General features: G+C 71.2%; 17 protein-coding genes and 1 pseudogene. 11 read left to right on the plus strand and 7 right to left on the minus strand.

Annotated elements, in window-relative coordinates; all coding sequences use genetic code 11:
- Positions 1-58: 58 nt before the first annotated feature.
- From OWR29_RS43105 to hemB, 5 genes are read left to right on the plus strand one after another with little or no spacing between them, the layout of a single operon-like run.
- Positions 59-817: a redox-sensing transcriptional repressor Rex gene (locus OWR29_RS43105; protein WP_267569428.1), complete on the plus strand. Its 759-nt coding sequence runs from the start codon at positions 59-61 to the stop codon at positions 815-817.
- Positions 814-2103 carry a glutamyl-tRNA reductase gene (locus tag OWR29_RS43110; protein ID WP_267569429.1) on the plus strand — a complete coding sequence of 430 codons (1290 nt, stop codon included), beginning with the start codon at positions 814-816 and terminating at the stop codon, positions 2101-2103. Before OWR29_RS43105 ends, OWR29_RS43110 begins: the two co-directional genes overlap by 4 nt.
- Entirely contained in the window at positions 2100-3026 is a 927-nt protein-coding gene (gene hemC / locus OWR29_RS43115; protein ID WP_267569430.1) for a hydroxymethylbilane synthase, read from the plus strand. The genes OWR29_RS43110 and hemC overlap by 4 nt, the downstream gene beginning before the upstream one ends.
- Positions 3023-4609 carry a bifunctional uroporphyrinogen-III C-methyltransferase/uroporphyrinogen-III synthase gene (locus OWR29_RS43120; protein ID WP_267569431.1) on the plus strand — a complete coding sequence of 529 codons (1587 nt, stop codon included), beginning with the start codon at positions 3023-3025 and terminating at the stop codon, positions 4607-4609. Before hemC ends, OWR29_RS43120 begins: the two co-directional genes overlap by 4 nt.
- Positions 4610-4660: 51 nt before the next feature.
- A complete protein-coding gene (hemB, locus tag OWR29_RS43125) occupies positions 4661-5650 on the plus strand; it encodes a porphobilinogen synthase (RefSeq protein ID WP_267569432.1) in 990 nt (329 codons plus the stop codon).
- On the opposite strand, the pseudogene OWR29_RS43130 reads toward hemB, so the two are convergent.
- From OWR29_RS43130 to OWR29_RS43140, 3 genes and pseudogenes are all read right to left on the minus strand, one after another.
- A pseudogene (locus OWR29_RS43130) lies at positions 5647-7914 on the minus strand (DUF8508 domain-containing protein); the annotation flags it as partial. The gene hemB and the pseudogene OWR29_RS43130 overlap by 4 nt on opposite strands.
- Positions 7915-8070: 156 nt before the next feature.
- Complete coding sequence (locus tag OWR29_RS43135) at positions 8071-9090, minus strand: GNAT family N-acetyltransferase (protein WP_267569433.1); 1020 nt, start codon at positions 9088-9090, stop codon at positions 8071-8073.
- Between the two features lie 88 nt (positions 9091-9178).
- Positions 9179-10291 (minus strand): lytic transglycosylase domain-containing protein, encoded by a 1113-nt coding sequence (locus tag OWR29_RS43140; protein ID WP_267569434.1) that lies wholly within the window; start codon positions 10289-10291, stop codon positions 9179-9181.
- A gap of 613 nt (positions 10292-10904) precedes the next feature.
- On the opposite strand from OWR29_RS43140, the gene OWR29_RS43145 reads away from it, so the two are divergent.
- Positions 10905-11123 (plus strand): FmdB family zinc ribbon protein, encoded by a 219-nt coding sequence (locus OWR29_RS43145; protein WP_267569435.1) that lies wholly within the window; start codon positions 10905-10907, stop codon positions 11121-11123.
- 524 nt (positions 11124-11647) lie between these two features.
- The gene (locus OWR29_RS43150; protein WP_267569436.1) at positions 11648-14290 is read left to right on the plus strand and encodes an adenylate/guanylate cyclase domain-containing protein; all 2643 of its coding nucleotides are present in this window, start codon (positions 11648-11650) and stop codon (positions 14288-14290) included.
- On the opposite strand, the gene OWR29_RS43155 is transcribed toward OWR29_RS43150, so the two are convergent.
- On the minus strand, positions 14287-14787 hold the full coding sequence (locus OWR29_RS43155) for a phospholipase (protein WP_267569437.1): 501 nt from the start codon (positions 14785-14787) through the stop codon (positions 14287-14289). The genes OWR29_RS43150 and OWR29_RS43155 overlap by 4 nt on opposite strands.
- A 164-nt stretch (positions 14788-14951) precedes the next feature.
- Between OWR29_RS43155 and OWR29_RS43160 the strand changes: the two genes are divergently transcribed.
- Positions 14952-15965 (plus strand): potassium channel family protein, encoded by a 1014-nt coding sequence (locus tag OWR29_RS43160; RefSeq protein ID WP_267569438.1) that lies wholly within the window; start codon positions 14952-14954, stop codon positions 15963-15965.
- Here OWR29_RS43160 and OWR29_RS43165 read toward each other — a convergent pair.
- The 3 genes from OWR29_RS43165 to OWR29_RS43175 form a co-directional block, all read right to left on the minus strand.
- Entirely contained in the window at positions 15962-16756 is a 795-nt protein-coding gene (locus OWR29_RS43165; RefSeq protein ID WP_267569439.1) for an SAM-dependent methyltransferase, read from the minus strand. The two genes, OWR29_RS43160 and OWR29_RS43165, sit on opposite strands and share 4 nt — an antisense overlap.
- Before the next feature lie 64 nt (positions 16757-16820).
- Positions 16821-17852: a 2-oxoacid:ferredoxin oxidoreductase subunit beta gene (locus OWR29_RS43170; RefSeq protein WP_267569440.1), complete on the minus strand. Its 1032-nt coding sequence runs from the start codon at positions 17850-17852 to the stop codon at positions 16821-16823.
- Positions 17845-19743: a 2-oxoacid:acceptor oxidoreductase subunit alpha gene (locus tag OWR29_RS43175; protein WP_267569441.1), complete on the minus strand. Its 1899-nt coding sequence runs from the start codon at positions 19741-19743 to the stop codon at positions 17845-17847. Before OWR29_RS43175 ends, OWR29_RS43170 begins: the two co-directional genes overlap by 8 nt.
- A 136-nt stretch (positions 19744-19879) precedes the next feature.
- Here OWR29_RS43175 and ndhC point away from each other — a divergent pair, with 136 nt between their 5' ends.
- The 3 genes from ndhC (at position 19880) to OWR29_RS43190 (ending at position 21294) form a co-directional block, all read left to right on the plus strand.
- Positions 19880-20257, plus strand: coding sequence for an NADH-quinone oxidoreductase subunit A (ndhC, locus tag OWR29_RS43180; protein ID WP_267569442.1), 378 nt, complete (start codon positions 19880-19882; stop codon positions 20255-20257).
- A gap of 69 nt (positions 20258-20326) precedes the next feature.
- Positions 20327-20800, plus strand: coding sequence for a DivIVA domain-containing protein (locus OWR29_RS43185; protein ID WP_267569443.1), 474 nt, complete (start codon positions 20327-20329; stop codon positions 20798-20800).
- Positions 20797-21294, plus strand: coding sequence for an SRPBCC family protein (locus OWR29_RS43190; protein WP_267569444.1), 498 nt, complete (start codon positions 20797-20799; stop codon positions 21292-21294). The genes OWR29_RS43185 and OWR29_RS43190 overlap by 4 nt, the downstream gene beginning before the upstream one ends.
- The last annotated feature ends 15 nt before the right edge of the window (positions 21295-21309 follow it).

A 21309-nucleotide genomic window follows, 5' to 3' on the forward strand; every position in this document is an offset into this window, starting at 1 on the left:
GCCGGTTCAGCCAGGCGCCCGAGGGCTCAGGTTCGCCACCTCGTCGGCACGGAGTCAGATGAGCCAGCAGCGTCACGGAAGCACGCCCGGTAATGCCCCAGGCGATCGCGCCGGTGCCGTCACAGCCTTTCCGGATCTGCCGGAGGCGACGATCGCCCGGCTGCCGGAATACCTGCGCGCCCTGCACAACCTGGGCGAGGGCGGTGCCGACACCGTCTCCAGCGAGGGTCTGGCCGCGGCGGCCGGGGTCAACTCGGCCAAGCTCCGCAAAGACCTGTCCCACCTGGGGTCGTACGGCACGCGCGGCGTCGGCTACGACGTGGCCCTGCTGATCGAGCAGATCGAGTACGTGCTCGGCCTCGACCAGCGCCGGGCGGTCTGCCTGGTCGGTCTGGGTAATCTCGGTCACGCGCTGGCCGGCTACGACGGGTTCGCCAGCCGCGGCTTCAAGATCGTCGCGCTCTTCGACGCCGACGTGTCCAAGGTCGGCGAAGAGATCCAGGGGCTGACCGTGCGCCACATCGAAGACCTGGGCCGTGTCGCCGTCGAAGAGAACATCGCCATCGGTGTGATCGCCACCCCGGCCGGCGCCGCCCAGACGGTGGCCGACGTGCTGGTCGACGCGGGCGTCACCAGCATTCTCAACTTCGCCCCGTGCGTGCTCTCGGTACCGGCCAACGTCGACGTGCGCAAGGTCGACCTCGCCATCGAGCTGCAGATTCTCTCTTTCCACGAACACCGCAAGGCATCGCTGACGGCGCTGCCGGGCGGCCGGTCCGCTACGGCAGCGGGCAATCAGGAGGCGGTCGGGTCGTGAATCTCCTCAGCGTCGGTGCGTCCTACCGCACCGCCGACGTCGCCACGCTCGAACGCCTCACCATCGCCGACCACGCGGTGCCCGGGCTGCTCGAGAAGCTGGTCGCCCAGCCGTTCGTCGGCGAGGCGGTCGTCCTCTCCACCTGCAACCGGGTGGAGATCTACGCGGCGGTGAACACGTTCCACGGCGGGCTCGGCGACATCTGCAACGTCCTGTCCGAGGTCTCCGGCATCCCGGCCACCGAACTGGCCGGCCACCTCTATGTCCACTACGACGAGGCGGCGGTGCTGCACTCGTTCAAGGTGTCCAGCGGGCTCGACTCGATGGTCGTGGGCGAGTCGCAGATCCTCGGTCAGCTGCGCGACGCCTATCACGCGGCCAGCGAGGCCGACACCGCCGGCCGCCTGCTTCACGAGCTGATGCAGCAGGCGCTGCGGGTCGGCAAGCGGGCGCACGCCGAGACCGGCATCGACCGGGCCGGCCAGAGCGTGGTGACCGCGGCGCTCGACGTGGCCGAGGCCGAGCTGGGCGATCTGACCGGCAAGCGGGCGCTGGTCGTCGGCGCGGGCGCGATGGGCGCCCTGTCGGTGGCCACCCTGACTCGGGCCGGGGTCGGCCCGCTGCGGATCACCAACCGCAGCGCCGCCCGGGCCGATCGGCTGGCCGAGGCGTACGGCGCCGTCGCCGTCCCGTACGACGAGCTGGACGCCGCCCTGCGCGAGGCCGACCTGGTCGTCTCGGCCACCGCGTCGACCGAGCCGGTGCTCACCCGGGCCCGGCTCGAGGCGGCGGCGCCGCTGGTCGTGCTCGACCTGGCCGTCCCGCGCGACGTGGCCCCCGACGCGACCGGCATCCCGGGCGTGACGGTGATCGACATCGACAGCCTGGCCGCCACCCGCCGCGCGATGCCGGCCGCCGCCGAGACGGCCGCGGTCGAGCAGATCGTCAGCAGCGAGGTCGATCACTTCCTGGGCTGGCTGCGCGGCGCCGACATCGCGCCCACCGTGGCCGCGCTGCGCGGTCGCGCCGAGGACGTGGTCTCGGCCGAGCTGCGCAAGCTCTACTCCCGCCGGTCGGAATTCACCGAGGAGCAACGGGCCGACGTTTCCCGTACGCTGCATCGCGTCGTCCAGCAGCTGCTGCACTCCCCGACCGTACGGGTGCGCCAGCTGGCCGCCGAGCCCGGCGGCGACCAGTACGCCGCCCTGCTGCGCGAGCTGTTCGACCTCGACGTGCCCCATGCCACATCCGCGAATGCGGTTCCCGAGATCGGAGGACAGGCGTGAGTACCCTGCGCCTCGGCACCCGCGGCAGCACGCTGGCCCTGGCCCAGTCGCAGCTGACCGCCGACGCGCTGACCGCGGCCACCGGCCGGCCGGTCGAGCTGGTGCGCATCGTCACCCAGGGCGATCGCTCCTCGGCTCCGGTCGCCCAGCTGGGCGTGGGTGTCTTCGTCTCGGCGCTGCGGGACGCGCTGCTCGCCGGTGAGATCGACTTCGCCGTGCACTCGTACAAAGACCTGCCCACGGGCGCGCACGCGGGCCTGCACATCGCGGCCATCCCGACGCGCGAGGACCCGCGCGACGTGCTGATCGCCAAGGGCGGCAAGACGCTGGCAGAGCTTCCGCCGGGCTCCGTGATCGGGACCGGGGCGGTGCGCCGAATCGCGCAATTGCGCGCCTTGGGCCTAGAGTTGCAGGTCACGCCGATCCGCGGGAACATCGACAGCCGGATCGCCCGGGTTCACGGACCTGAGGCCGATCTGGACGCCGTCGTTCTCGCCCGGGCCGGCGTGGCGCGAATCGGCAGGGTTGCCGAGATCGCGGAGACGCTCGACCCGATGCTCATGCTGCCCGCCCCGGCTCAGGGCGCGCTGGCCGTGGAGTGCCGGGCCGACGACGCAGACCTGGTCGAACTGCTGGCCGCGCTCGACCACGCACCGTCCCGGGCCGCCGTCACGGCGGAACGGGCGATGCTCGCCACGCTCGAGGCCGGGTGCTCCGCCCCGGTTGCGGCACACGCCGAACTCGCCGAGGGCGAGGACGGCGACGAGATTTACCTGCGCGGTGCGGTGATCAGCCCGGATGGGGTTCGAGCCATCCGGCTGTCGCGCACCGGAACGCCCGCCGACGCGGCGGAGATCGGCAAGGCGCTCGCCGCCGATCTCCTCGACGCCGGCGCCGACACCCTGATCGGGAGCACAGAATGACCACCCGCACCGCCCGCAAGCCAGCAGGACGCATCGCGTTCGTCGGCGCCGGACCCGGCGATCCCGAGCTGCTGACCCGTCGCGCGCACGCCGCGCTCACCGATGCCGACCAGGTGGTCTACGACCGAGGCGTGCCCGACTCGCTGCTCACCGCCATCCGGGCCGAGGCCAAGGCGGACGCACAGTTCAGCCCGGCCGAGGGAGCGCCCGGCGACGTCGCCAAGGTGCTGCTGTCCGCGGCCAAGTCCGGCCTGTCGGCCGTGCACCTCGTGGCGGGTGACCCGTTCGGCCACGAATCCGTGGTCAAAGAGGTGCAGGCGATCGCCCGCACCGCCGTTCACTTCGAGGTCGTGCCCGGCCTGGGCCAGGCCGAGGGCGTCGCCACGTACGCCGGTGTGCCGCTGCCCGGCGTCCGGGTCACCGCCGACGTCGGCGACGTGACCGCCCTCGACTTCGACGCGCTGGCCGCGGCCGCCCTCAAGGGCTCGTTCGCGGTGGCCGTCGACGCCGGTGACCTCGCCGCCGTCCGCGACGGCCTGCTCGCCTCGGGCGTCGAGCCCGGCACCGCGGTCGCGGTGACCGGCGACGGCACCGGCGAGACGCAGTACACGACGACGTCCACGGTCGACAGTTTCGTCGCCGCCGCGCTCGGCTTCACCGGCCGGGTCGTGCTGACCGTCGGCTCCGAGGTCTCCGAGCGCGACTCGATGAGCTGGTGGGAGAACCGGCCGCTGTACGGCTGGAAGGTGCTCGTGCCGCGCACGAAGGAGCAGGCGGGCGCGATGAGCGCGCGGCTGCGGGCCTACGGCGCCATCCCGTGCGAGGTGCCGACCATCGCGGTCGAGCCCCCGCGCACCCCGGCCCAGATGGAGCGCGCGGTCAAGGGCCTGGTCGACGGCCGGTACGCCTGGGTCGTCTTCACCTCGGTCAACGCCGTCCGCGCGGTGTGGGAGAAGTTCGACGAGCACGGCCTCGACGCTCGCCACTTCGGCGGCGTGAAGATCGCCTGTATCGGCGAGGCCACGGCCGCTGCGGTACGGGACTTCGGCATCCAGCCCGAGCTGATCCCGGCCGGCGAGCAGTCGAGCGAGGGCCTGCTGGCCGAGTTCTCGCCGCACGACGAGATCCTCGACCCGGTCGGCCGGGTGCTGCTGCCCCGGGCCGACATCGCCACCGAGACGCTGGCCGCCGGCCTGATCGAGCGGGGCTGGGAGGTGGACGACGTGACCGCGTACCGGACGGTGCGGGCCGCGCCGCCGCCGGCCGAGATCCGCGACGCGATCAAGTCGGGCGGCTTCGACGCGGTGCTGTTCACCTCGTCCAGCACCGTCCGCAACCTGGTCGGCATCGCCGGCAAGCCGCACGCCCGCACGGTCGTCGCGGTGATCGGCCCCAAGACCGCCGAGACGGCCACCGAGTTCGGCCTGCGCGTCGACGTCCAGCCCCAGCACGCCTCCGTGCCGGACCTGGTCGAGGCGCTGGCGTCGTACGCGGTGGAACTGCGCGAGAAGCTGGCCGCCATGCCGGCCAAGCAGCGCCGCGGCTCCAAGGTCCAGGGCCCGACCGCACTGCGTTTCCGCTGATCATCCCCGGTGCGCCGGCTGCCGCCGGCGCGCCGGACTAGGGAGCACGCCATGTCCTTCCCCGACGTCCGCCCGCGCCGGCTGCGGCGCTCGCCCGCCATGCGCCGGCTCGTCGAGGAGACCCGCCTCGCCCCGGCCGAGATGATCCTGCCCCTCTTCCTCAAGGAGGGGCTGACCGAGCCGCGCGAGATCAGCTCGCTGCCCGGTGTCATGCAGCACTCGCGCGACTCGCTGCGCAAGGCCGCCCATGAGGCGGTCAGCGCCGGGGTCGGCGGGCTGATGCTGTTCGGCGTGCCGACGAGTGAGCACAAGGACCCGACGGGCTCGGCCGGGCTCGACCCGGACGGGATCCTGAACGTCGGCATCCGGGACCTGATCGCCGAGGTGGGCGACTCCACCGTGGTGATGGGCGACCTCTGCCTGGACGAGTTCACCTCGCACGGGCACTGCGGAGTGCTGGCCGCTGACGGTTCGGTGGACAACGACGCCACCTTGGAGATCTACGCCGAGATGGCCGTGGCCCAGGCCGACGCGGGTGTCCACATGGTCGGGCCGTCCGGGATGATGGACGGCCAGATCGGGGTCATCCGGCGCGCCCTCGACAAGGCGGGCTACCAGGACGTCTCGGTGCTGGCCTACTCGGCCAAGTACGCGGGCGCTTTCTACGGCCCGTTCCGCGAGGCCGTCGAGTCGACGCTGCAGGGTGACCGCCGTCAGTACCAGCAGGACCCGCCCAACCTGCGGGAGGCGCTGCGCGAGGTCGACCTGGACGTGGCCGAGGGCGCCGACATCGTCATGGTCAAGCCGGCCCTGCCCTACCTGGACGTGATCGCCGCGATCCGGGAGAGGGTCACCGTGCCTGTCGCGGCCTACCAGGTCTCCGGCGAGTACGCGATGGTCGAAGCGGCCGCCCGCAACGGCTGGATCGACCGGGAGCGGGTCATGCTCGAATCGCTCACCTCGATCAAGCGTGCCGGCGCCCAGATCACGCTGACCTACTGGGCCACCGAGGTCGCCCAGCTGCTGCGCGACCGGTACTAGTCGTCGTTCCTGATGGTGCCGGTCGCGGTGCCGTCGATGAGGCGTACGGGATAAAGGGCGGCCACCTCGAGCTTGAACTGCTCGTCGTGCTCGCGCAGCCGGTCGCCGCGCACCTCGATCGGGAAGTCGACGCCGGTGGCGCCGGCCGGGATGGTGCGGCAGCCCAGGTAGGGGTCGTAGTCGGCGTACGGCAGGGTCGTCGTGCCCGGCACGGTCGCCGCGCACACCGTCAGCGCCAAGGTCAGCGGCCGGGTCAGCGTCACCGGGAAGACCATGGGCGTACGGCCGGTGTGGCCCTCGACGACGCCGGCGTCGCCCACCGACAGACCGGCCTGGGACTCGAACCGCGCCACCTGCGGATCGTGGTCGCTCAGCCCCCGCGTGGCGCCCTCCGAGTGGTCGGCGTTCACGTGGGCCGAGCGCATCTCGATCAGGTCGCCGTGCAGGCCGTCGTTGACGAACAGCTGGTCGAGCGTCTGAGCCTGGCCGTCGAAGACGTACGAGTACGCCGATGACGGCGCCGCGGCGACCAGGTCGTCCCACAGGTTGTGCAGGCCGGTCGCATAGAGCGGGTCGAGCTGGTCACTGTCCGGCCGCGGGAAGACGTTCAGGTCGCCGCCCAGCACCACCCGGTCGTTCGGGTGGGCTACCTCGATCGCGTCGGTGATCGCCGCCCCGTACGCCGCCTGCTCGCGCCGCTGACCGACCCGGGTGTCGGGGCCGGACGAGAAGTGATTGCTGATCGCCCACAGGTGGTAGCGGTCGGACCAACCCGGCGCGGCGCGCACCTCGAACAGCGCGACCTGCGGGGCACGGGTGTAGACATTGCTGCCGTCCACACCGGTCGACCGATCGACGTCGGCCGGCAGCACCGCGTTCAGCGTCTTCGGGTTGGACACCTCGGCGTTGGCCGGCAGAGCGGCGCCGCGATAGGCGACCTGCGGTGACGATCCGAGCACGGGGTCGGTGGCGGCAGCCGCGGGCAGCGACAGCCGGTCGGTGCGGTAGAGGAATCCGGAAACGATGCCGCGGGCGTCGGCGCCGCTGCGGTCGGACGCCGCGTCGTAGGCCGGACCGCCGTTGCGGGCGATGGTCAGCGCGAGCTCTTGCAGCGTGTCCGGCTTGCCGTCCGCGTTGTCGGCCGTGCCGCAGTTCAGCGCCTTGCCGGTGACGCGGCAGATGTCCTGGTCTTCGGCCTCTTGCACCAGGATCAGGTCGGGGCTGTGCAGGTCGGCCGTCACCTGGCGGGCCAGCCGGGTCAGGCGGGTGTCGTAGTCGGCCTGGCTGCCGGGCACGTAGTCGAACGGCGGGGTGACACCCGGGCAGCCGGTGTTGCCGGTGAAGTCGCAGCCGTCGTTCGGGTCGTCGCGGAAGTCGTACAGGTTCTCGACGTTGAAGGTCGAGATCGCCAGCTCGCGTTGCCGGTTGGCGGGCCGCGGCGGGTGATTGGTGGCCGGGTCGATGCCGGGCCGGAAGGTGACGCCGGCGACCTGGATGCCGTACTTGTTGAAGGCGTAGTAGAGGCCACCGACCGCGTCGCCGGTGGTGGTGTCGAAGGTGCGCGCGGCCGGCAACTTCCCGCCCACGGCCTTGATCCCCATCGGCCCGATCATGATCCGGTTGCCGTTGCCGTCGGCCTGGTTGTCGAGCGGGTGCGCGTCGCGAAAAACCCTTCTTGCGTACGGGTCGGTCCGCTTCAGCACGGGGTCGTCGCGGTCCACGAGCCACACCTCGGCGTCCTGTGTGGAGGCGAACGTCTTGGTGTTCGACACGACGCCGGCCCCGGCCCGCACCCGCAACTGCATGCCCTCGTGCTGTTCCCAGAACAGGTCGGCGGTGGGCTTGTCGGCGGGCGGGACGGCGTCGTCGACCCGCACCTCGGCCGGCACGTCGAGCCCGGTGGCCAGCGTGGTGACCCACTCGGCGCTGGTCAGCTGGGTCAGGTTGAAGTATTCGGCGACACGCGCGTTGATCACGATCTCGTCGCCTGCCTTGGGCGTGTAGTCGCCGATCAACGTGGTGAAAGCGCCCAGGAAGACGAAGACACCGTCGGAGCTGGCCGGGTCGCCGTCGGTGTTGCCGGTGCGGCTCTGCAGGAAGAAACCGTGCTGCTCGGCCCCGGCGCTGGTGTGCGCCAGCGTCAGCTGAGTGACCACGCCCCGCACCTGATATTTCGCGGCGCTCGAGCCGTTGCCGGTGGCCGGGGCGTAGGGGGACCGGGCGGCCGTTCCCTGCACGGCGCCGACCGTCAGCGGCTCGTCCGCGGCCTTGGCGGCGGCCTGCGCTGTGCCCGGAAAGAGGAGGGCCACCACGGCGACCAGCGGAAACAAACGGTGACCCAGCACGGCGCCTCCACCGCGACGAAGTCGCGCTCAAGGAACGTGGACCGGCGTTCGGGCGGCCGGTCGCAGAGGTTGAGCTTAGTCGATGGACTCCAGGCTTTGAACCAGTTGCGCGACGTCGGCCCCGTACTCGAACCAGTCGCGGTCGGCCTCGTACCCCAGCTCGGCGTTGACCTTGAGCATCGACTCGTTGTGCTGCGCGTTCCAGGTCTGCACCTCGCGCAGCCCGGGCTCGGCCGAGCGCAGCTCGAACAGCATGCGCGCCTTGATCGCCCGGTCGATGCCGTAGCCGCGGTGGTCGCGCACGACGATCGTGTCGTACTGGTCGGCACGTTCCGGATGATGGGCCGGCACGACGACCTCGGTCAGGCCGGCGACGACCTGGCTCTCGTCGTGCAGGGCGAGCACGATGTACGGCTTCAGGCCGCGCTTGTGCAGCGTGTCGAGCGAGTCGCGCAGCCGCTGCGGATCGGACGAGCGAGGCGCCAGGTCGAGGTCGTCCTCGTCGTCCGGAGCCTCGAGCTTGGCCTGCGCGTACGCCTCGAGCAGGTGGTCGGGCGGGCCGCCGGGATGGAACTCGACGCGGTAACCGGCGCCGATGCTGTTGGCCATGACAGTCAAGGCGGGCCAGTCCACGTCGGAGAGGGAGAGGACGCTGCGCGTCTCGACGAACTCGCGCTCGAAGCCCAGCGCCTCGTAGAACGCGATGGCCGGGGTGCCGCCGATGGCCTCGACCCCGATGCTGGAGAAACCCTCGAGATAGGCCCGGCGGACGGCCACCGCCACCAGTTGGCGGCCCAGCCCACGCCGGCGCAGGCGGGGCTGCACGATCACCTCGAGCACGCCGATGTCGCCGAGCAGCAGCATGCTGATGTGGGCGAAGATCTCGCTCTCACCCTCGGGCAGACGATCGTCCTCGGCCACCCAGCTGATGCGCCGCTCGCCGGGCATGGTCTCGGAGAGATAGTCGCGGACCTGCCCGTCGACCCACGGTGGATCGTCCGGGAGATCGGCGGCGAGCACCGTGTTCACCGTCTCCACGAGCGATCGGATCTCCGCCGCCGAGGCGGTCCGGGGATCCCATTCACGCACCCTCACCCGTACAGCTTGCCGGTAAGCGCACCGTCTGGGAAGTGCCGGGACCGTAAATGTGTAGGTACTGTCACTCTGCGTGCACGATTCGGCGTCAACCTCGCGACCGGCGTCCGTAGTCGTTGGCGGCGTCGAAGACCTTCTGCGCGTACGGCCGGACGGCGTTGTACGAGAGAATCGCGTCCCACCAGGCGTCGGGCCGGTTCATGTCGCGTCCGCCCTGGCAGAGGTAGGTGGCCGCGGTCAGTGACGCATCGTCGATGTCGTTGGGGTCGGCCACGCCGTTGTTGTCGGCGTCCACCTTGTAGGAGTTCCAGGTGGCCGGGATGAACTGCAGCGGCCCGACCGCCCGGTCATAGGTGGTGTCCTGGTCGAGGGCGCCGCGGTCGGTGTCCGGGATCAGCTGCCGGCCGCCCTTGCCGTCGAGCGGCAACCCGAAGATCGGCGGCATGGCCGTGCCGTCGGTGGAGAGAACAGCCCCGTTGGCCGCGCCGTGCGACGACTCGACCTTGGCCAGCGCGGCGATGGTGGTCCAGCTCAGGTGGCACGCGGGCATGGTGCGCTGAAGCACCAGTTCGGCGTAGCCGTAGGCCTGGATGGCGACCACCGGGATGCCGAGCCGCGTGCCCATCGGACCGGCCCACCCGGCCAGCGCGTCGGCCGGCCGTCCACCGTTCTGCGTGGCGGTGGTGGGGCCCAGGGTCGCGCCCGCGGCTCCCGTCGGGACGGTTCCGCTGGTGGGCAGCCCGCCGAGCGCGCCCGGCCCGGTAGGTAGCCCGCCCGGGGCCCCGGCCAGCCCGCCCGGGTCGCCCAGCACCCCGCTGCCACCCGGCGCCGGTGGCCCGGCCGACGGCACACCACCGGCGGCGTCGAGCGGGAACCCGGCGGAGGCACTGGGCGAGGGCGCCGACTGAAGAGCCTCGGGCACGAGATAGGCGCCCGCCGTCCCCGCCGCCCCGAGCAGCAGCACGGCCATGGCCGCGGGCAGGATGAGCCGCCCGCTGGGCCGCTTGGCCCACGCTGCTGTGCTGCGCCCGGCCCGCCCCACCGCCCGGATGGGCGCGGCCCGCCGCAGCCGCCCCGCCCGGCGAACCGCCGTAGCAGCAGTAGCCGGCGACTTCGCCGCCGCCGCGCCGCCGGCCACCGCGCCGCTGCCCGCTGCACCGCCGGCCGCCGCGCTGCCGCCCGCCGTGCCGTTGGTCGCCACGCCGCCGGCCGCGGCGCCGGCTGCGGGTGTCGTGCTGCCTGCCGCTGCCGCACTGCCTGCCGTGGCGGCGTTGCCGGTCGTTGCGGGGCCGCCTGCGCCGTCGCCGCTCTTCGTTGCCGCACCACCAGCCGACGGGGTCTCGCCGGTCGGCGTTTCCTTCGTCGCCGCCGGGCCGGCCTTGGTTCCTGCTGCGCTCGTCGCCGTGACGTCTCGCGCTGCGTCCGCCTTGTCAGTGTTGGAGCCTTGAGGCGCGCTTGCGGTCGGTGTCCCTTGTGGCTTGTCGGACGGCTCCCTCTGCGCGGGAATCGCGGCCCTTTGATCAGGGCTCGGTGATGCCGCGCCGGAGCCGGGCGCCGGCTGACCGCTCGCGATTTCGGTGGGGGGTGGCTCTTCGGCCGGGGCCGCGCCGGAGCTGGCCAGCGGGCCGGCCTGGTGCGGAGCCGCAGCTCTCAGCTCGGGCCCTGCCGCCGGTTTCTCTTGCCGCTCCGCCACGCGGTCGACACTACCCAACCGGTGCCCGCAGCGAGGGACCCGTGTTGAAGCCTGTGGATAACTCCGGGGCAACGCACCGGCTGACTGTCTCGCCGGTCGCCGGAGGCCCTACTCTTCTTCCATGCCGCGTTACGAGTTCCGCTGCCGTGCCTGTGGCGACACCTACGAGGTGGTCCGGTCGATGAGCGAGGCCTCCGCCCCCTCGACGTGTCCGCAGGGCCACGCCGACACGGTGAAGCTGCTCTCGACGGTCGCCGTGACCGGTCGCGGCGGCAGCGCGCCCTCCGGCCCGGCCGCGCCCGCCGGCGGCGGCTGTTGCGGCGGCGCCTGCGGCTGCTGACGGCTGCGCTCCGAACCCGTACCGGGGAAGCACCGGAACCGCTTATCGGAGCAGCGCTCGATATCGATTTGGTGACGACGCTCGGCCCCGATCGAGTGGCCGCGCCTCTGGGCCGACCGGTCCCGCTCCCGGATCCTGGGACATGTCGATCTTGCCCAACCCGGGCGATCACTCCTGGCTGATCTTTCTCCTTCGGCGGACCGGCAGTGCGACCAGCCGCGGAACCGCCCAAAATATGATGATCTAGCTGCGCGAAACGGCTAATCGGCGACCCCGGCGGACCGTCGCACAGGGTGCCTCCGGCGGGGACGCCCGAACGGTCGGCCGGAACTGGCCGACTGCGGCGTGACCCGGCTCGATCTATTTCGTTACGTCACGCGTAGTGCTGTACGAAGTCAGACAATGTCCTCCGTCCGGGGTCGGCCGTGGCGCGTGGACGGTCACTGTCCGTTTCTACGATGGTCGGTGACGCTGTGATACGTCAGCATGAGACGCGACTTCCCAAAGGGGGCGGAGGTTCAACCGTGTCGGGACGGACCGAGCTGCCGAGCGGGCTGGTGACCTTTGTGTTCACCGACATCGAGGGCTCGACGCGGTTGGCCCGGATGCTCGGCGACGACTACGGCTCGGTCCTCGGCGATCACCGCTCCGTGATGAGGGCAGCGCTGAGTGACTTCGGCGGTGTCGAGCTCTTCACGGAGGGTGACAGTTTTTTCATCGCTTTTCAGGATGCGGGCGACGCGGTCGCGGCCTGTGTGGAGGCTCAACGGCAACTGTCCGCACATGAGTGGCCAAGCTCCGAGGTCGCTCCGAAGGTCCGCATGGGCATGCACACCGGCCCGGCCCGGCCGGTCGGCAACGAGTACGCCAGCGCCGAAGTTCACCGGGCCTCCCGGGTCGCCTCGGCCGCGCATGGCGGACAGATCCTTTGTTCCGGGGCGACGATGCTGGCCGTCCTCTCCTCCGGCGCTTCTGTGCCTTTCGCCCTCACCGTCCCGGGTCCCAGCCAGAGCCCGCAAGGCGCCGACGTCGACCTGCTCGATCTCGGCCCGTACCGCCTGCGCGGCTTCGACGACGACGAGCGTCTGTTCCAGATCCTCGCGCCCGGCCTGGACCGTGACTTCCCCGCTCCACGTACGCCGGGCGCCGCCACCCACAACCTGCCGGCCCCACTCACCGCGTTCGTCGGCCGCCGGGCCGAGCTGGCCGAGCTGACCACCCTGGTCCACCGGCACCGCATGGTCACCGTGGCCGGGCCCGGCGGCGCGGGCAAGTCGAGGCTGGCCCTCGCCGTGGCCGAGCACCTGCTCGAGGCGTACCCGCAAGGGGTTTGGACCGTCGACGCGCAGGACGACCTGGCCCCCGCGATCGCCGCGGCCATGGGCGTACGCACCGAGCCCGGCCGTCCGATCTTCGAGACTCTGCTGGAGCATTGCGCCGACCGCCAGATGTTGCTCGTCCTCGAGACGGCCGACGCCGCGCCGGCCGCTTGCGCCACCCTGCTCCGCCGCCTGCTCGCCCGCTGCCCCCGTCTCGATGTGCTGGTCACCAGCCGGGTGCCGCTGAACGTGCCGGGCGAGGTCGTCTGGAATCTGCCCCCGCTGTCGCCGGCCGACGTGTTCGCGCTGCTCTCCGAGCGTACGGCCGAGGCTCGCGGCAGCCGCCCGGCTCCGGTCGAGGACCATGCCGATCTGGCCCTGGTCGCGGCCCGGCTGGAGGGTTCACCGCTGGCCGCCGAGCTGGCCGCGACCCGGTTGCGCTCGCTCTCGGCCGAGCAGCTGGCCGCGCGCCTCGACGATCCGCTGGCCGCGCTCGACCCGGTCAACGCCGACGCCGGGGAGAGGCACGGCAGCCTCACCGCCAACCTGGACTGGTCGTACCGGACGCTCAGCACCCCGGCCGCCGGTCTACTTCGCCGCCTGGCCGTCTTCGCCGGCACGGTCGATCTGGGCACTGTCGAGTGGTGCGGCGTCGAGGCCCTCGGCGCGCTCTCCGAGCTGGCCGACAAGTCGCTGATCGAGCTGGTGCCGGGCCCCCGCTACCGGCTGTCGGGCCAGGTCCGGGCGTACGCTTCCCGGCGTCTCACCGCGGCCGGCGACGAACGGGCCGCCCGCGACCGGCACGTTTCCTGGGCCCTGCACACGTTGGATTCGGTCGCGGTCGACACCGACGGCCAGCCGCGCACCACGTCGCTGACCGAGCTGGCGCCGTTCGTGCCCGAGTGGCAGACCGCGCTGCGCTGGGCGGCCGAGAAGGGCAGTGTCCGGTCCGGTCTGCGGCTGGCGCTCGCTCTCGACCCGTGGTGGCGTGAGCACGGCACGGCGGCGGAGGGCCGTGCCCTGCTGACCCGCCTCTACCAGCGGCTGGACGGGGTGGACGTCGAGCCGGCCGTTCTCGCGTACGCCCACCTGGTGCACGCCGGCCTGGCCGACGACCGGACCGAGCGCACCCGCTTCCTCGATCGCGCCGAGCGGATCGCCCGCGCCGAGGAGGACCACGCGCTGCTGGTCCGCGCCCTGGCCGGGCATCGCAGCACGTTGATCGAGGCCGGCCACTACGACCAGGCCGAGCGGCTGTGCCGCGATGTGATCGCCGAGGCCGACCGCTGCGGCGTTTCCGAGGCGGCCCTGCCCGCGGTGATCGCCCTGGCCGAGCTGCTGTGGCGCCGGGACGAGCTGACCTCGGCGGCCGAGTTGCTGGGGGCGGCCCGGCAGGCCGAGGCGAGCTGTCCCGAACACCGGGGCAAGCGGACCGTCGACTGGCTGCTGGGCATGGTCGCGCTGCGCCGGGGCGACCTGGTGGCGGCACACGACCACCTGGTGGTGGCGCTGCGTTCGCGGCTGCGGCACGGGTTCAGCGGCGCGGCGGCCGACGCCGTGGCGGCCATCGCGGTGCGCTGCGCGCTCGGCGGCGACCTGACGACGGCCGCTGTGCTGTTCGGCGGGGCCGAGGCGGCACGGGGCGCCCGCCGGACGGAGATGTTCGGGCGCTTCTGGTCGTCCCAGCAACTTTCCCTGCGTACGGCGTTGGGAGATGCCGCCTTCGACGTCGCCTACGCCGACGGGGTCGGTCTGGGCTTCGACCGGATCGTCGCCATGGCCTTGGCCGTCGAGCACCCCGACCTCGAGGACGGCGCCGCCCGTTTCGCGGGAACCCTGCGCGGCTAGCGGTCGCGCATCAAAGTGGCGGCCCGGTTGATGTCGGCCTGGCGGACGGCAGTCACCGAGCCGAAGAGGTACACCGCCTGGTAATAAGTCCAGGCCACGGTGTAACAAGCGGCCCGTACGGCGATGTGGTGCCGCACGCAGACGCGCTTCATGTCGGCGTAGAACGTGTCGTCCACGCGCGCCTTGTTGGCCCGGAACTGCCCCAGGTCTTTGTAGTTGCGGTAGCCGAAGTCGTGGTGCCGGCAGGCGATGGTGAAGTCGAACCCGAGCGGCCGTTCGGGGCTGGCCGAGCAGTCGTCGGTGGACCAGTCGAAGCCGTACTCCTTCCAGGGCCCCCGGTCGAGGCGGGCCGCGTTCCAGGCGGCGTAGCTGGCCTTGGTGGGTTGCGTCCAACCGGCCAGGACGGCCGGCTTGTCGGCGGTGGTGGCCCGGGCGATCCCGGCGGGGGCGACGAGAGCCAGCGCCAGGGCGAGGATGAGAACGATGCGTCGGGTCATGCCCGCAGTGTTCGAACCCGGTTCGGCCATATACAACGCCGTCTATCCCGCTTTTCCTAAGCGTGCCGAACTGCGTAGTTGATGTTCCTGAACGATGATTAATGTGATGTCCTGGGTGGTCGTCCCAGCCTCGATCGCTATGGTGTCACCGTGCGGGTCGTCACATGATCAACATCCCCAAGGTCCGGCAGGGACCGCTGCGCGCGCTCGGCATCCGGCTGGCGCTCGCGATAACGCTCGTCCTGGTCACGGTCCTGGTCATCTACGCCGACCGGGACGGCTACCGCGATGTCAACGAGGACGGGCTGACCCTGCTCGACTGCTTCTACTACGCGGTCGTGTCGCTCTCCACCACCGGGTACGGCGACATCACGCCGTTCACCCCGCACGCCCGGCTGGTGAACGTCCTGTTCATCACCCCGGCTCGCGTGCTCTTCCTGATCATCCTGGTCGGCACCACCCTCGAGGTGCTCACCGACCAATATCGCAACAGCCTGCGGGTCAGCCGGTGGAGGCGACAGTTGAAGGACCACATCATCATCTGCGGTTACGGCACCAAGGGCCGGGCCGCCGTCGCCGCGCTGCTCGAGACGGGGTACGACAAGTCGCGGATCGTCCTGGTCGAGAGCCGGCCCGACGGCGTGCGCCAGGCCGTGGCCAACGGACTCGTCGTCATCGAGGGCAACGCCACCCGCTCCGCGGTGCTGCTCGAGGCCGACGTCAAGAACTGCAAGGCGGTCATCATCGCGACCGACACCGACGAGGCGTCGGTGCTGATCTCGCTGACCGTCCGCCAGCTCACCGCCGGCCAGGTGCGGATCATCGCCTCGGTCCGCGAGCAAGAGAACGCCGCCCTGCTCAAGCAGAGCGGCGCCCACCACGTCATTGTCTCGTCGGCCACCGCCGGCCGGCTGCTGGGCCTCACGACCACCGCGCCGCCGCTCATCGACGTGGTGGAAGACCTGCTCACTCCCGGTCAGGGCATGGCCCTGGCGATGCGCAGCGCCGAACGGGCCGAGGTGGGCCAGAACCCGCGCCAGCTGCAGACCCTGGTCGTCGCGCTGATCCGCCGGGGCAAGGTGCTGCCGCTGGGCGGCGAGCAGTCCGTCACCATCGAGACCGGCGACATGATCGTCTACATCCGCGACGAGAAGAGCGACGTCAACGTCGCCGTCTAGGTGACCTTCCGGCCGACCCCGGCGAACTCGGAGACCTTGTCGGTGATGCCGGGGTGCGCCGGGTCGGGCCGCCATGCCGAGCAGGTCACGACCCCAGGTTCGAGCAGTTCGAGGCCGGTGAAGTAGGCGGCGATCTCGTCCCGGGTGCGGGCCGTGATCGGCGCCGCGCCGCTCTCGTTCCACTGTTTCATCGACTTCTCGACCGCGGGCCCGTTGACCTCTGTGGTCGGGTGCGAGAGAACCAGGTAGCTGCCGGCCGGTACGGCCCCGACCAGCCGGCGCACCACGGCGGTCGCCTCGGCGTCGTCGATCAGGAAGTTGACGATGCCCGACAGGATGATCGCGACCGGCCGCTCGAAGTCGAGCGTGCGGGCCGCCGCGCTCAGGATGGCGGCCGGGTCGCGCAGGTCGGCGTCGATGTAGTCGGTGGCGCCCTGCGGGGTGCTGGTCAGCAACGCCCGCGCGTGGACCAGGACCATGGGGTCGTTGTCGACGTAGACGACGCGGCTCTCGGGGGCGACGGCCTGAGCCACCTCGTGGGTGTTGTCGGCGGTGGGCAGCCCGGTGCCGATGTCGAGGAACTGGCGGATGCCCGCCTCGCCGGCCAGGTGGCGGACCGCGCGGCCCAGGAACTCGCGGTTGGCCCGGGCCGACTGCACCAGCTCGGGCATGAGGGCCAAAGCGTACTCGGCCGCCTCGCGGTCGGCGGCGAAGTTGTCCTTGCCGCCGAGCAGGTAGTTCCACACGCGTGCGGAGTGGGCGACCTCGGTGTTGAGCTCAGGATCGGTCACGGCAAGACCCCCGGCAGGAAGAGGACTGCATCCTACCGAGGGTCGTGCCGCGAGACGAGAGTCCTTAGAGGATCGTCCAGGTATCGGCCTTGTTGAGCAGGCCGTCGAGCATCTGCTCCGGAGTGCCCTCGGCCGTCGCCTTGGCATCGACCAGCTGCTTGGTGATCAGCTCGTCGTAGGACGGGCGCTGCACGTTGCGGAACACCCCGATCGGCGTGGTGCCGAGATCGGAGCCGGACAGCCGCGACAGGGCGAACGCGTACGCCGGGTCGTCCACCGTGGCGTCGTGGACCAGCGCCTGACCGCCCTCTTCCACCTTGAGACCGAAGCTGCCGGCCGGGTGGGTCACCGAGAACTGCTTGTCGGCGCCGAAGGTGATCGGCTCGCCCTGCTCGAGGCGGATCAGGTGGTCTTCCCGGGTGGTCGAGTCCTTGATCAGCTCGAACGCGCCGTCGTTGAAGATGTTGCAGTTCTGATAGATCTCGACGAACGCCGAACCCTCGTGCTGAGCCGCCGCCCGCATCACCGACTGCAGGTGCTTGGCGTCCGAGTCGATGGTCCGGGCGACAAAGGTGGCCTCCGCGCCCAGGGCCAGCGAGATCGGGTTGAACGGCGAGTCGGCCGAGCCGGCCGGGGTCGACTTCGTGATCTTGCCGAGCTCGGAGGTGGGGCTGTATTGCCCCTTGGTCAGGCCGTAGATCCGGTTGTTGAACAGCAGGATCTTGAGGTTGACGTTGCGACGCAGGGCGTGGATCAGATGGTTACCGCCGATCGACAGCGCGTCGCCGTCGCCGGTCACGACCCACACCGACAGGTCGGGCCGCGACACCGAGAGCCCGGTGGCGATGGCCGGCGCCCGCCCGTGGATCGAGTGCATGCCGTACGTGTTCATGTAGTACGGGAAGCGTGAGGAGCAGCCGATCCCGGAGACGAACACGATGTTCTCGCGCGGGATGCCCAGCTCGGGCATGAACCGCTGCATGGCGGCCAGGATCGAGTAGTCGCCGCAGCCGGGGCACCAGCGAACTTCCTGGTCGGACTTGAAGTCCTTGGCGGTGAGGTTGACCGGAGTCAACGGAATCGTCGGGCTAGCCATTCTTGACCACGTCCTCGAGCATGTTCTCCAGCGTCGCGGCGGTGAAGGGCAGGCCGCTGACCTGGTTGAAGGGGACCGCGTCGACCAGGTATTTCGCGCGGATCACGTGAGCGAGCTGGCCCAGGTTCATCTCGGGGATGACGACCTTGTCGTACGCCGCCAGCACCTCACCCAGGTTGGCCGGCAGCGGCGCCAGGTGGCGCAGGTGGGCCTGGGCGATCGGCAGACCCCGTTGCCGCAGCGCCCGGCAGGCGGCGCCGATCGGGCCGTACGTCGAGCCCCAGCCCAGCACCAGCACGCGCGCGTTCTCGTCGGCGTCCTCGACCTCGACGTCGGGCACCGGGATGGCTTCGATGCGGGCGGCCCGGGTGCGCACCATGTGCTCGTGGTTGGCCGGGTCGTACGAGATGTCGCCGGTCTTGTCGGCCTTCTCGAGCCCGCCGATGCGGTGCTCGAGCCCGGCCGTGCCCGGGATGGCCCACGGGCGGGCCATGGTCTCGGGGTCGCGCAGGTAGGGCAGGAAGCGGCCGTCCTCGCCGTTGGGCTCGGTCGTGAACTCGACCGAGATGTCGGGCAGCTCGTCGGCCGAGGGCAGCAGCCAGGGCTCGGAGCCGTTGGCCACGTAGTTGTCCGACAGCAGGATGACCGGCGTGCGGTACTTCAGCGCGATGCGGGCCGCTTCGATCGCCGCGTGGAAGCAGTCGGACGGCGACTTGGGGGCGATCACCGCGAGCGGCGCCTCGCCGTGCCGGCCGAACAGCGCCATGTTGAGGTCGGCCTGCTCGGTCTTGGTCGGCATGCCGGTGGACGGGCCGGCCCGCTGCACGTCGACGATGACCAGCGGCAGCTCGAGCGCGATGGCCAGCGAGATCGTCTCGCCCTTGAGCGCCACGCCGGGGCCGCTCGTGGTGGTGACGCCCAGGGCGCCGCCGTACGAAGCGCCGACCGCGGCGCCGATGGCGGCGATCTCGTCCTCGGCCTGGACCGTCGTGATGCCGAACTTCTTGTGCTTGGACAGCTCGTGCAGGATGTCGGAGGCCGGGGTGATCGGGTACGCGCCCAGGAACAGCGGCAGCTTGGACCGCACACTGGCCGCCACCAGGCCCAGGGCGAGCGCCTGGTTGCCGGTGATGTTCCGGTAGGTGCCCGGCTTCATCCGGGCCGGCTTGACCTCGTACCGGACGGTGAAGCTCTCCGTCGTCTCGCCGAAGTTCCAGCCGGCCTGGAAGGCCGCCTTGTTGGCCGCGACCAGGTCGGGGCGCTTGGCGAACTTGGTCTCGAGGAAGCGCAGAGTCGACTCGAACGGGCGCGAGTACATCCAGCTCAGCAAGCCCAGCGCGAACATGTTCTTGGCGCGCTCGCCGTCCTTCTTGGCCACGCCCAGCTCGGCCAGCGCGCCCACCGTCATCGAGGTGAGGGCGACCGGGTGCACGGCGTAGTCGGACAGCGAGCCGTCCTCGAGCGGGCTCGCCGCGTAGCCCACCTTGGCCAGGTTGCGCTTGGTGAACTCGTCGGTATTGACGATGATGTCGGCGCCCGACGGCAGGTCGGCCAGGTTGGCCTTGAGCGCGGCCGGGTTCATCGCGACCAGCACGTTGGGCGAGTCACCCGGGGTCAGGATGTCGTAATCCGCGAAATGCACCTGGAAGCTCGACACGCCGGGCAGAGTGCCGGCGGGAGCGCGGATCTCGGCCGGGAAGTTGGGCAGGGTGGAGATGTCGTTGCCCAGCTGCGCGGTTTCCGAGGTGAATCGGTCACCGGTCAGCTGCATGCCGTCGCCCGAGTCGCCGGCGAACCGGATGACCACCCGGTCCAGCTGTTCGACTCGCTTCGCTCCAGCGGACACGTTCACAACCTCCCATTGGGGGCCGGCCGGCGGGAAAGAGCACATCGATGGGCGGCCCGCTCTTCGTCAGTTCCAGCCTACGTCGCCGCTCCTTACGAGCCGGGACAGGCCGTTGACCACAGTAGCCAGGTGAGGCTTGCCTGAACCACCGGAGTCCACTATCCGGCTACCCTGAACGATCGTGGACGGGTATCTGGGTTCTTACGCCACGCTGGGCCTGGTGGCGGCGGCCGGCGTGCTCGTCTTCGTGGGCGCGTTCGGGGCCAACAAGCTGCTCCGCCCGGCCGCCCCGGCCCAGCCACCGGGCAAGTACGTGGCCTACGAGAGCGGCATCGACCCGGTCGGCGGCGACTGGGCCCAGGCCCAGATCAGGTACTACGTCTACGCGTACCTCTACGTTCTCTTCGCGGTCGAGGCTGTTTTTCTTTTCCCGTGGGCCGTCGTTTTCGACCTTCCGGGCTTCGGCTGGGCCACCGTGACCGAGATGGGGGTCTTCGTGGCCGTCCTCGCCCTGGGCATCCTCTACGCCTGGCGAAAAAAGATCCTGACCTGGACGTAGTCCCCCGGGCCCGGGCGTGTCGGGGTGGCGGACTCGCCACGCGCTGTCCGACATGCCAACATTCAGCGCATGGGCCAGCTTCTCCTCTTCATAGTCGTGGCATTGGTCGTGGCCGCGATCGTGTTCGGCGTGACCGTGATGATCGGTGGCGGCGACAACGCATTGACGCCCGTCGAGCCGGACGGGGCCGCCGTGCCCCTGCCCAGCGACCGGCCGCTCGGTGAGGAGGACGTCTCGCGCACCCGGTTCGACACCGCCTGGCGGGGCTACCGCATGTCCCAGGTCGACCAGGCGCTGCAGCGGGCCGCCTACGACATCGGCTACAAGGGCGAGCTCATCGGCGTGCTCGAGGCCGAGGTGGCGGCGCTGCGCGAGGGCCGCACGGCCGACGCCGACGTGCTCCGCAAGGCGCGCGAGGCCGCGATCGCCCCGGCCGAGGTCGTGCCGGCCCAGCCCGACCTGCAGATCGAGGTGAACCGCGAGCCCGACGTGGTCTCCGCGGACGCCCCTGCCCCGCGTGCCGAGCCGGCGGAGCCGCGATGAGCGCGACCGGACCGGCCGACGGGCTCGGCGACGCCGCCCGGCCCGGCACCGGCGAGGTCACCGCCACGGTGATCGTCAACGCGCCCGCCTCGAAGGTCTTCGCCGCGTTCCTGAGCTGGGAGAAGCAGGGCGACTGGATCCCGCTGACCAAGGTCCGGGTGGTCGAGGGCGACGGCGGCGAGGGCAGCCTGGTCGAGGCGGTGACCGCGCTCGGCCCGGCGGTGCTGCGCGACGAGTTGCGCGTGGTCAAGGTCAATCCACCGTACGAGGTGCGCGTCGTGCACTGCGGCAAGGTGCTGCGGGGGCCCGGCACGATGCGCTGCACGGCCATGTCGGGCGACCGCACCCAGGTTGTGCTGCACGAGTGGTTCCACCTGCCGGCCGGCCCGGTCGGCAAGCTGGCCTGGCCGGTGGTCTGGCCCGGCTCCAAGCTGGGCTTCACCGGCGCGCTGAAGAAGTTCGGCCGGCTGGTCGAGGAGGGCCGCCTGCCCTGAGTTTCTGTCGGACCC

This window comes from Paractinoplanes pyxinae (assembly GCF_026626335.1).
In the GTDB taxonomy this organism is placed as follows: Bacteria; Actinomycetota; Actinomycetes; order Mycobacteriales; family Micromonosporaceae; genus Actinoplanes; species Actinoplanes pyxinae.

Coding starts and splice junctions, on each gene's coding strand:
- OWR29_RS43105 (WP_267569428.1), top strand. CDS start 59: ATGAGCCAGCAGCGTCACGGAAGCACGCCCGGTAATGCCCCAGGCGAT.
- OWR29_RS43120 (WP_267569431.1), top strand. CDS start 3,023: ATGACCACCCGCACCGCCCGCAAGCCAGCAGGACGCATCGCGTTCGTC.
- hemB (WP_267569432.1), top strand. CDS start 4,661: ATGTCCTTCCCCGACGTCCGCCCGCGCCGGCTGCGGCGCTCGCCCGCC.
- OWR29_RS43145 (WP_267569435.1), top strand. CDS start 10,905: ATGCCGCGTTACGAGTTCCGCTGCCGTGCCTGTGGCGACACCTACGAG.
- OWR29_RS43155 (WP_267569437.1), bottom strand. CDS start 14,787: ATGACCCGACGCATCGTTCTCATCCTCGCCCTGGCGCTGGCTCTCGTC.
- OWR29_RS43160 (WP_267569438.1), top strand. CDS start 14,952: ATGATCAACATCCCCAAGGTCCGGCAGGGACCGCTGCGCGCGCTCGGC.
- OWR29_RS43170 (WP_267569440.1), bottom strand. CDS start 17,852: ATGGCTAGCCCGACGATTCCGTTGACTCCGGTCAACCTCACCGCCAAG.
- OWR29_RS43175 (WP_267569441.1), bottom strand. CDS start 19,743: ATGTGCTCTTTCCCGCCGGCCGGCCCCCAATGGGAGGTTGTGAACGTG.
- OWR29_RS43185 (WP_267569443.1), top strand. CDS start 20,327: ATGGGCCAGCTTCTCCTCTTCATAGTCGTGGCATTGGTCGTGGCCGCG.
- OWR29_RS43190 (WP_267569444.1), top strand. CDS start 20,797: ATGAGCGCGACCGGACCGGCCGACGGGCTCGGCGACGCCGCCCGGCCC.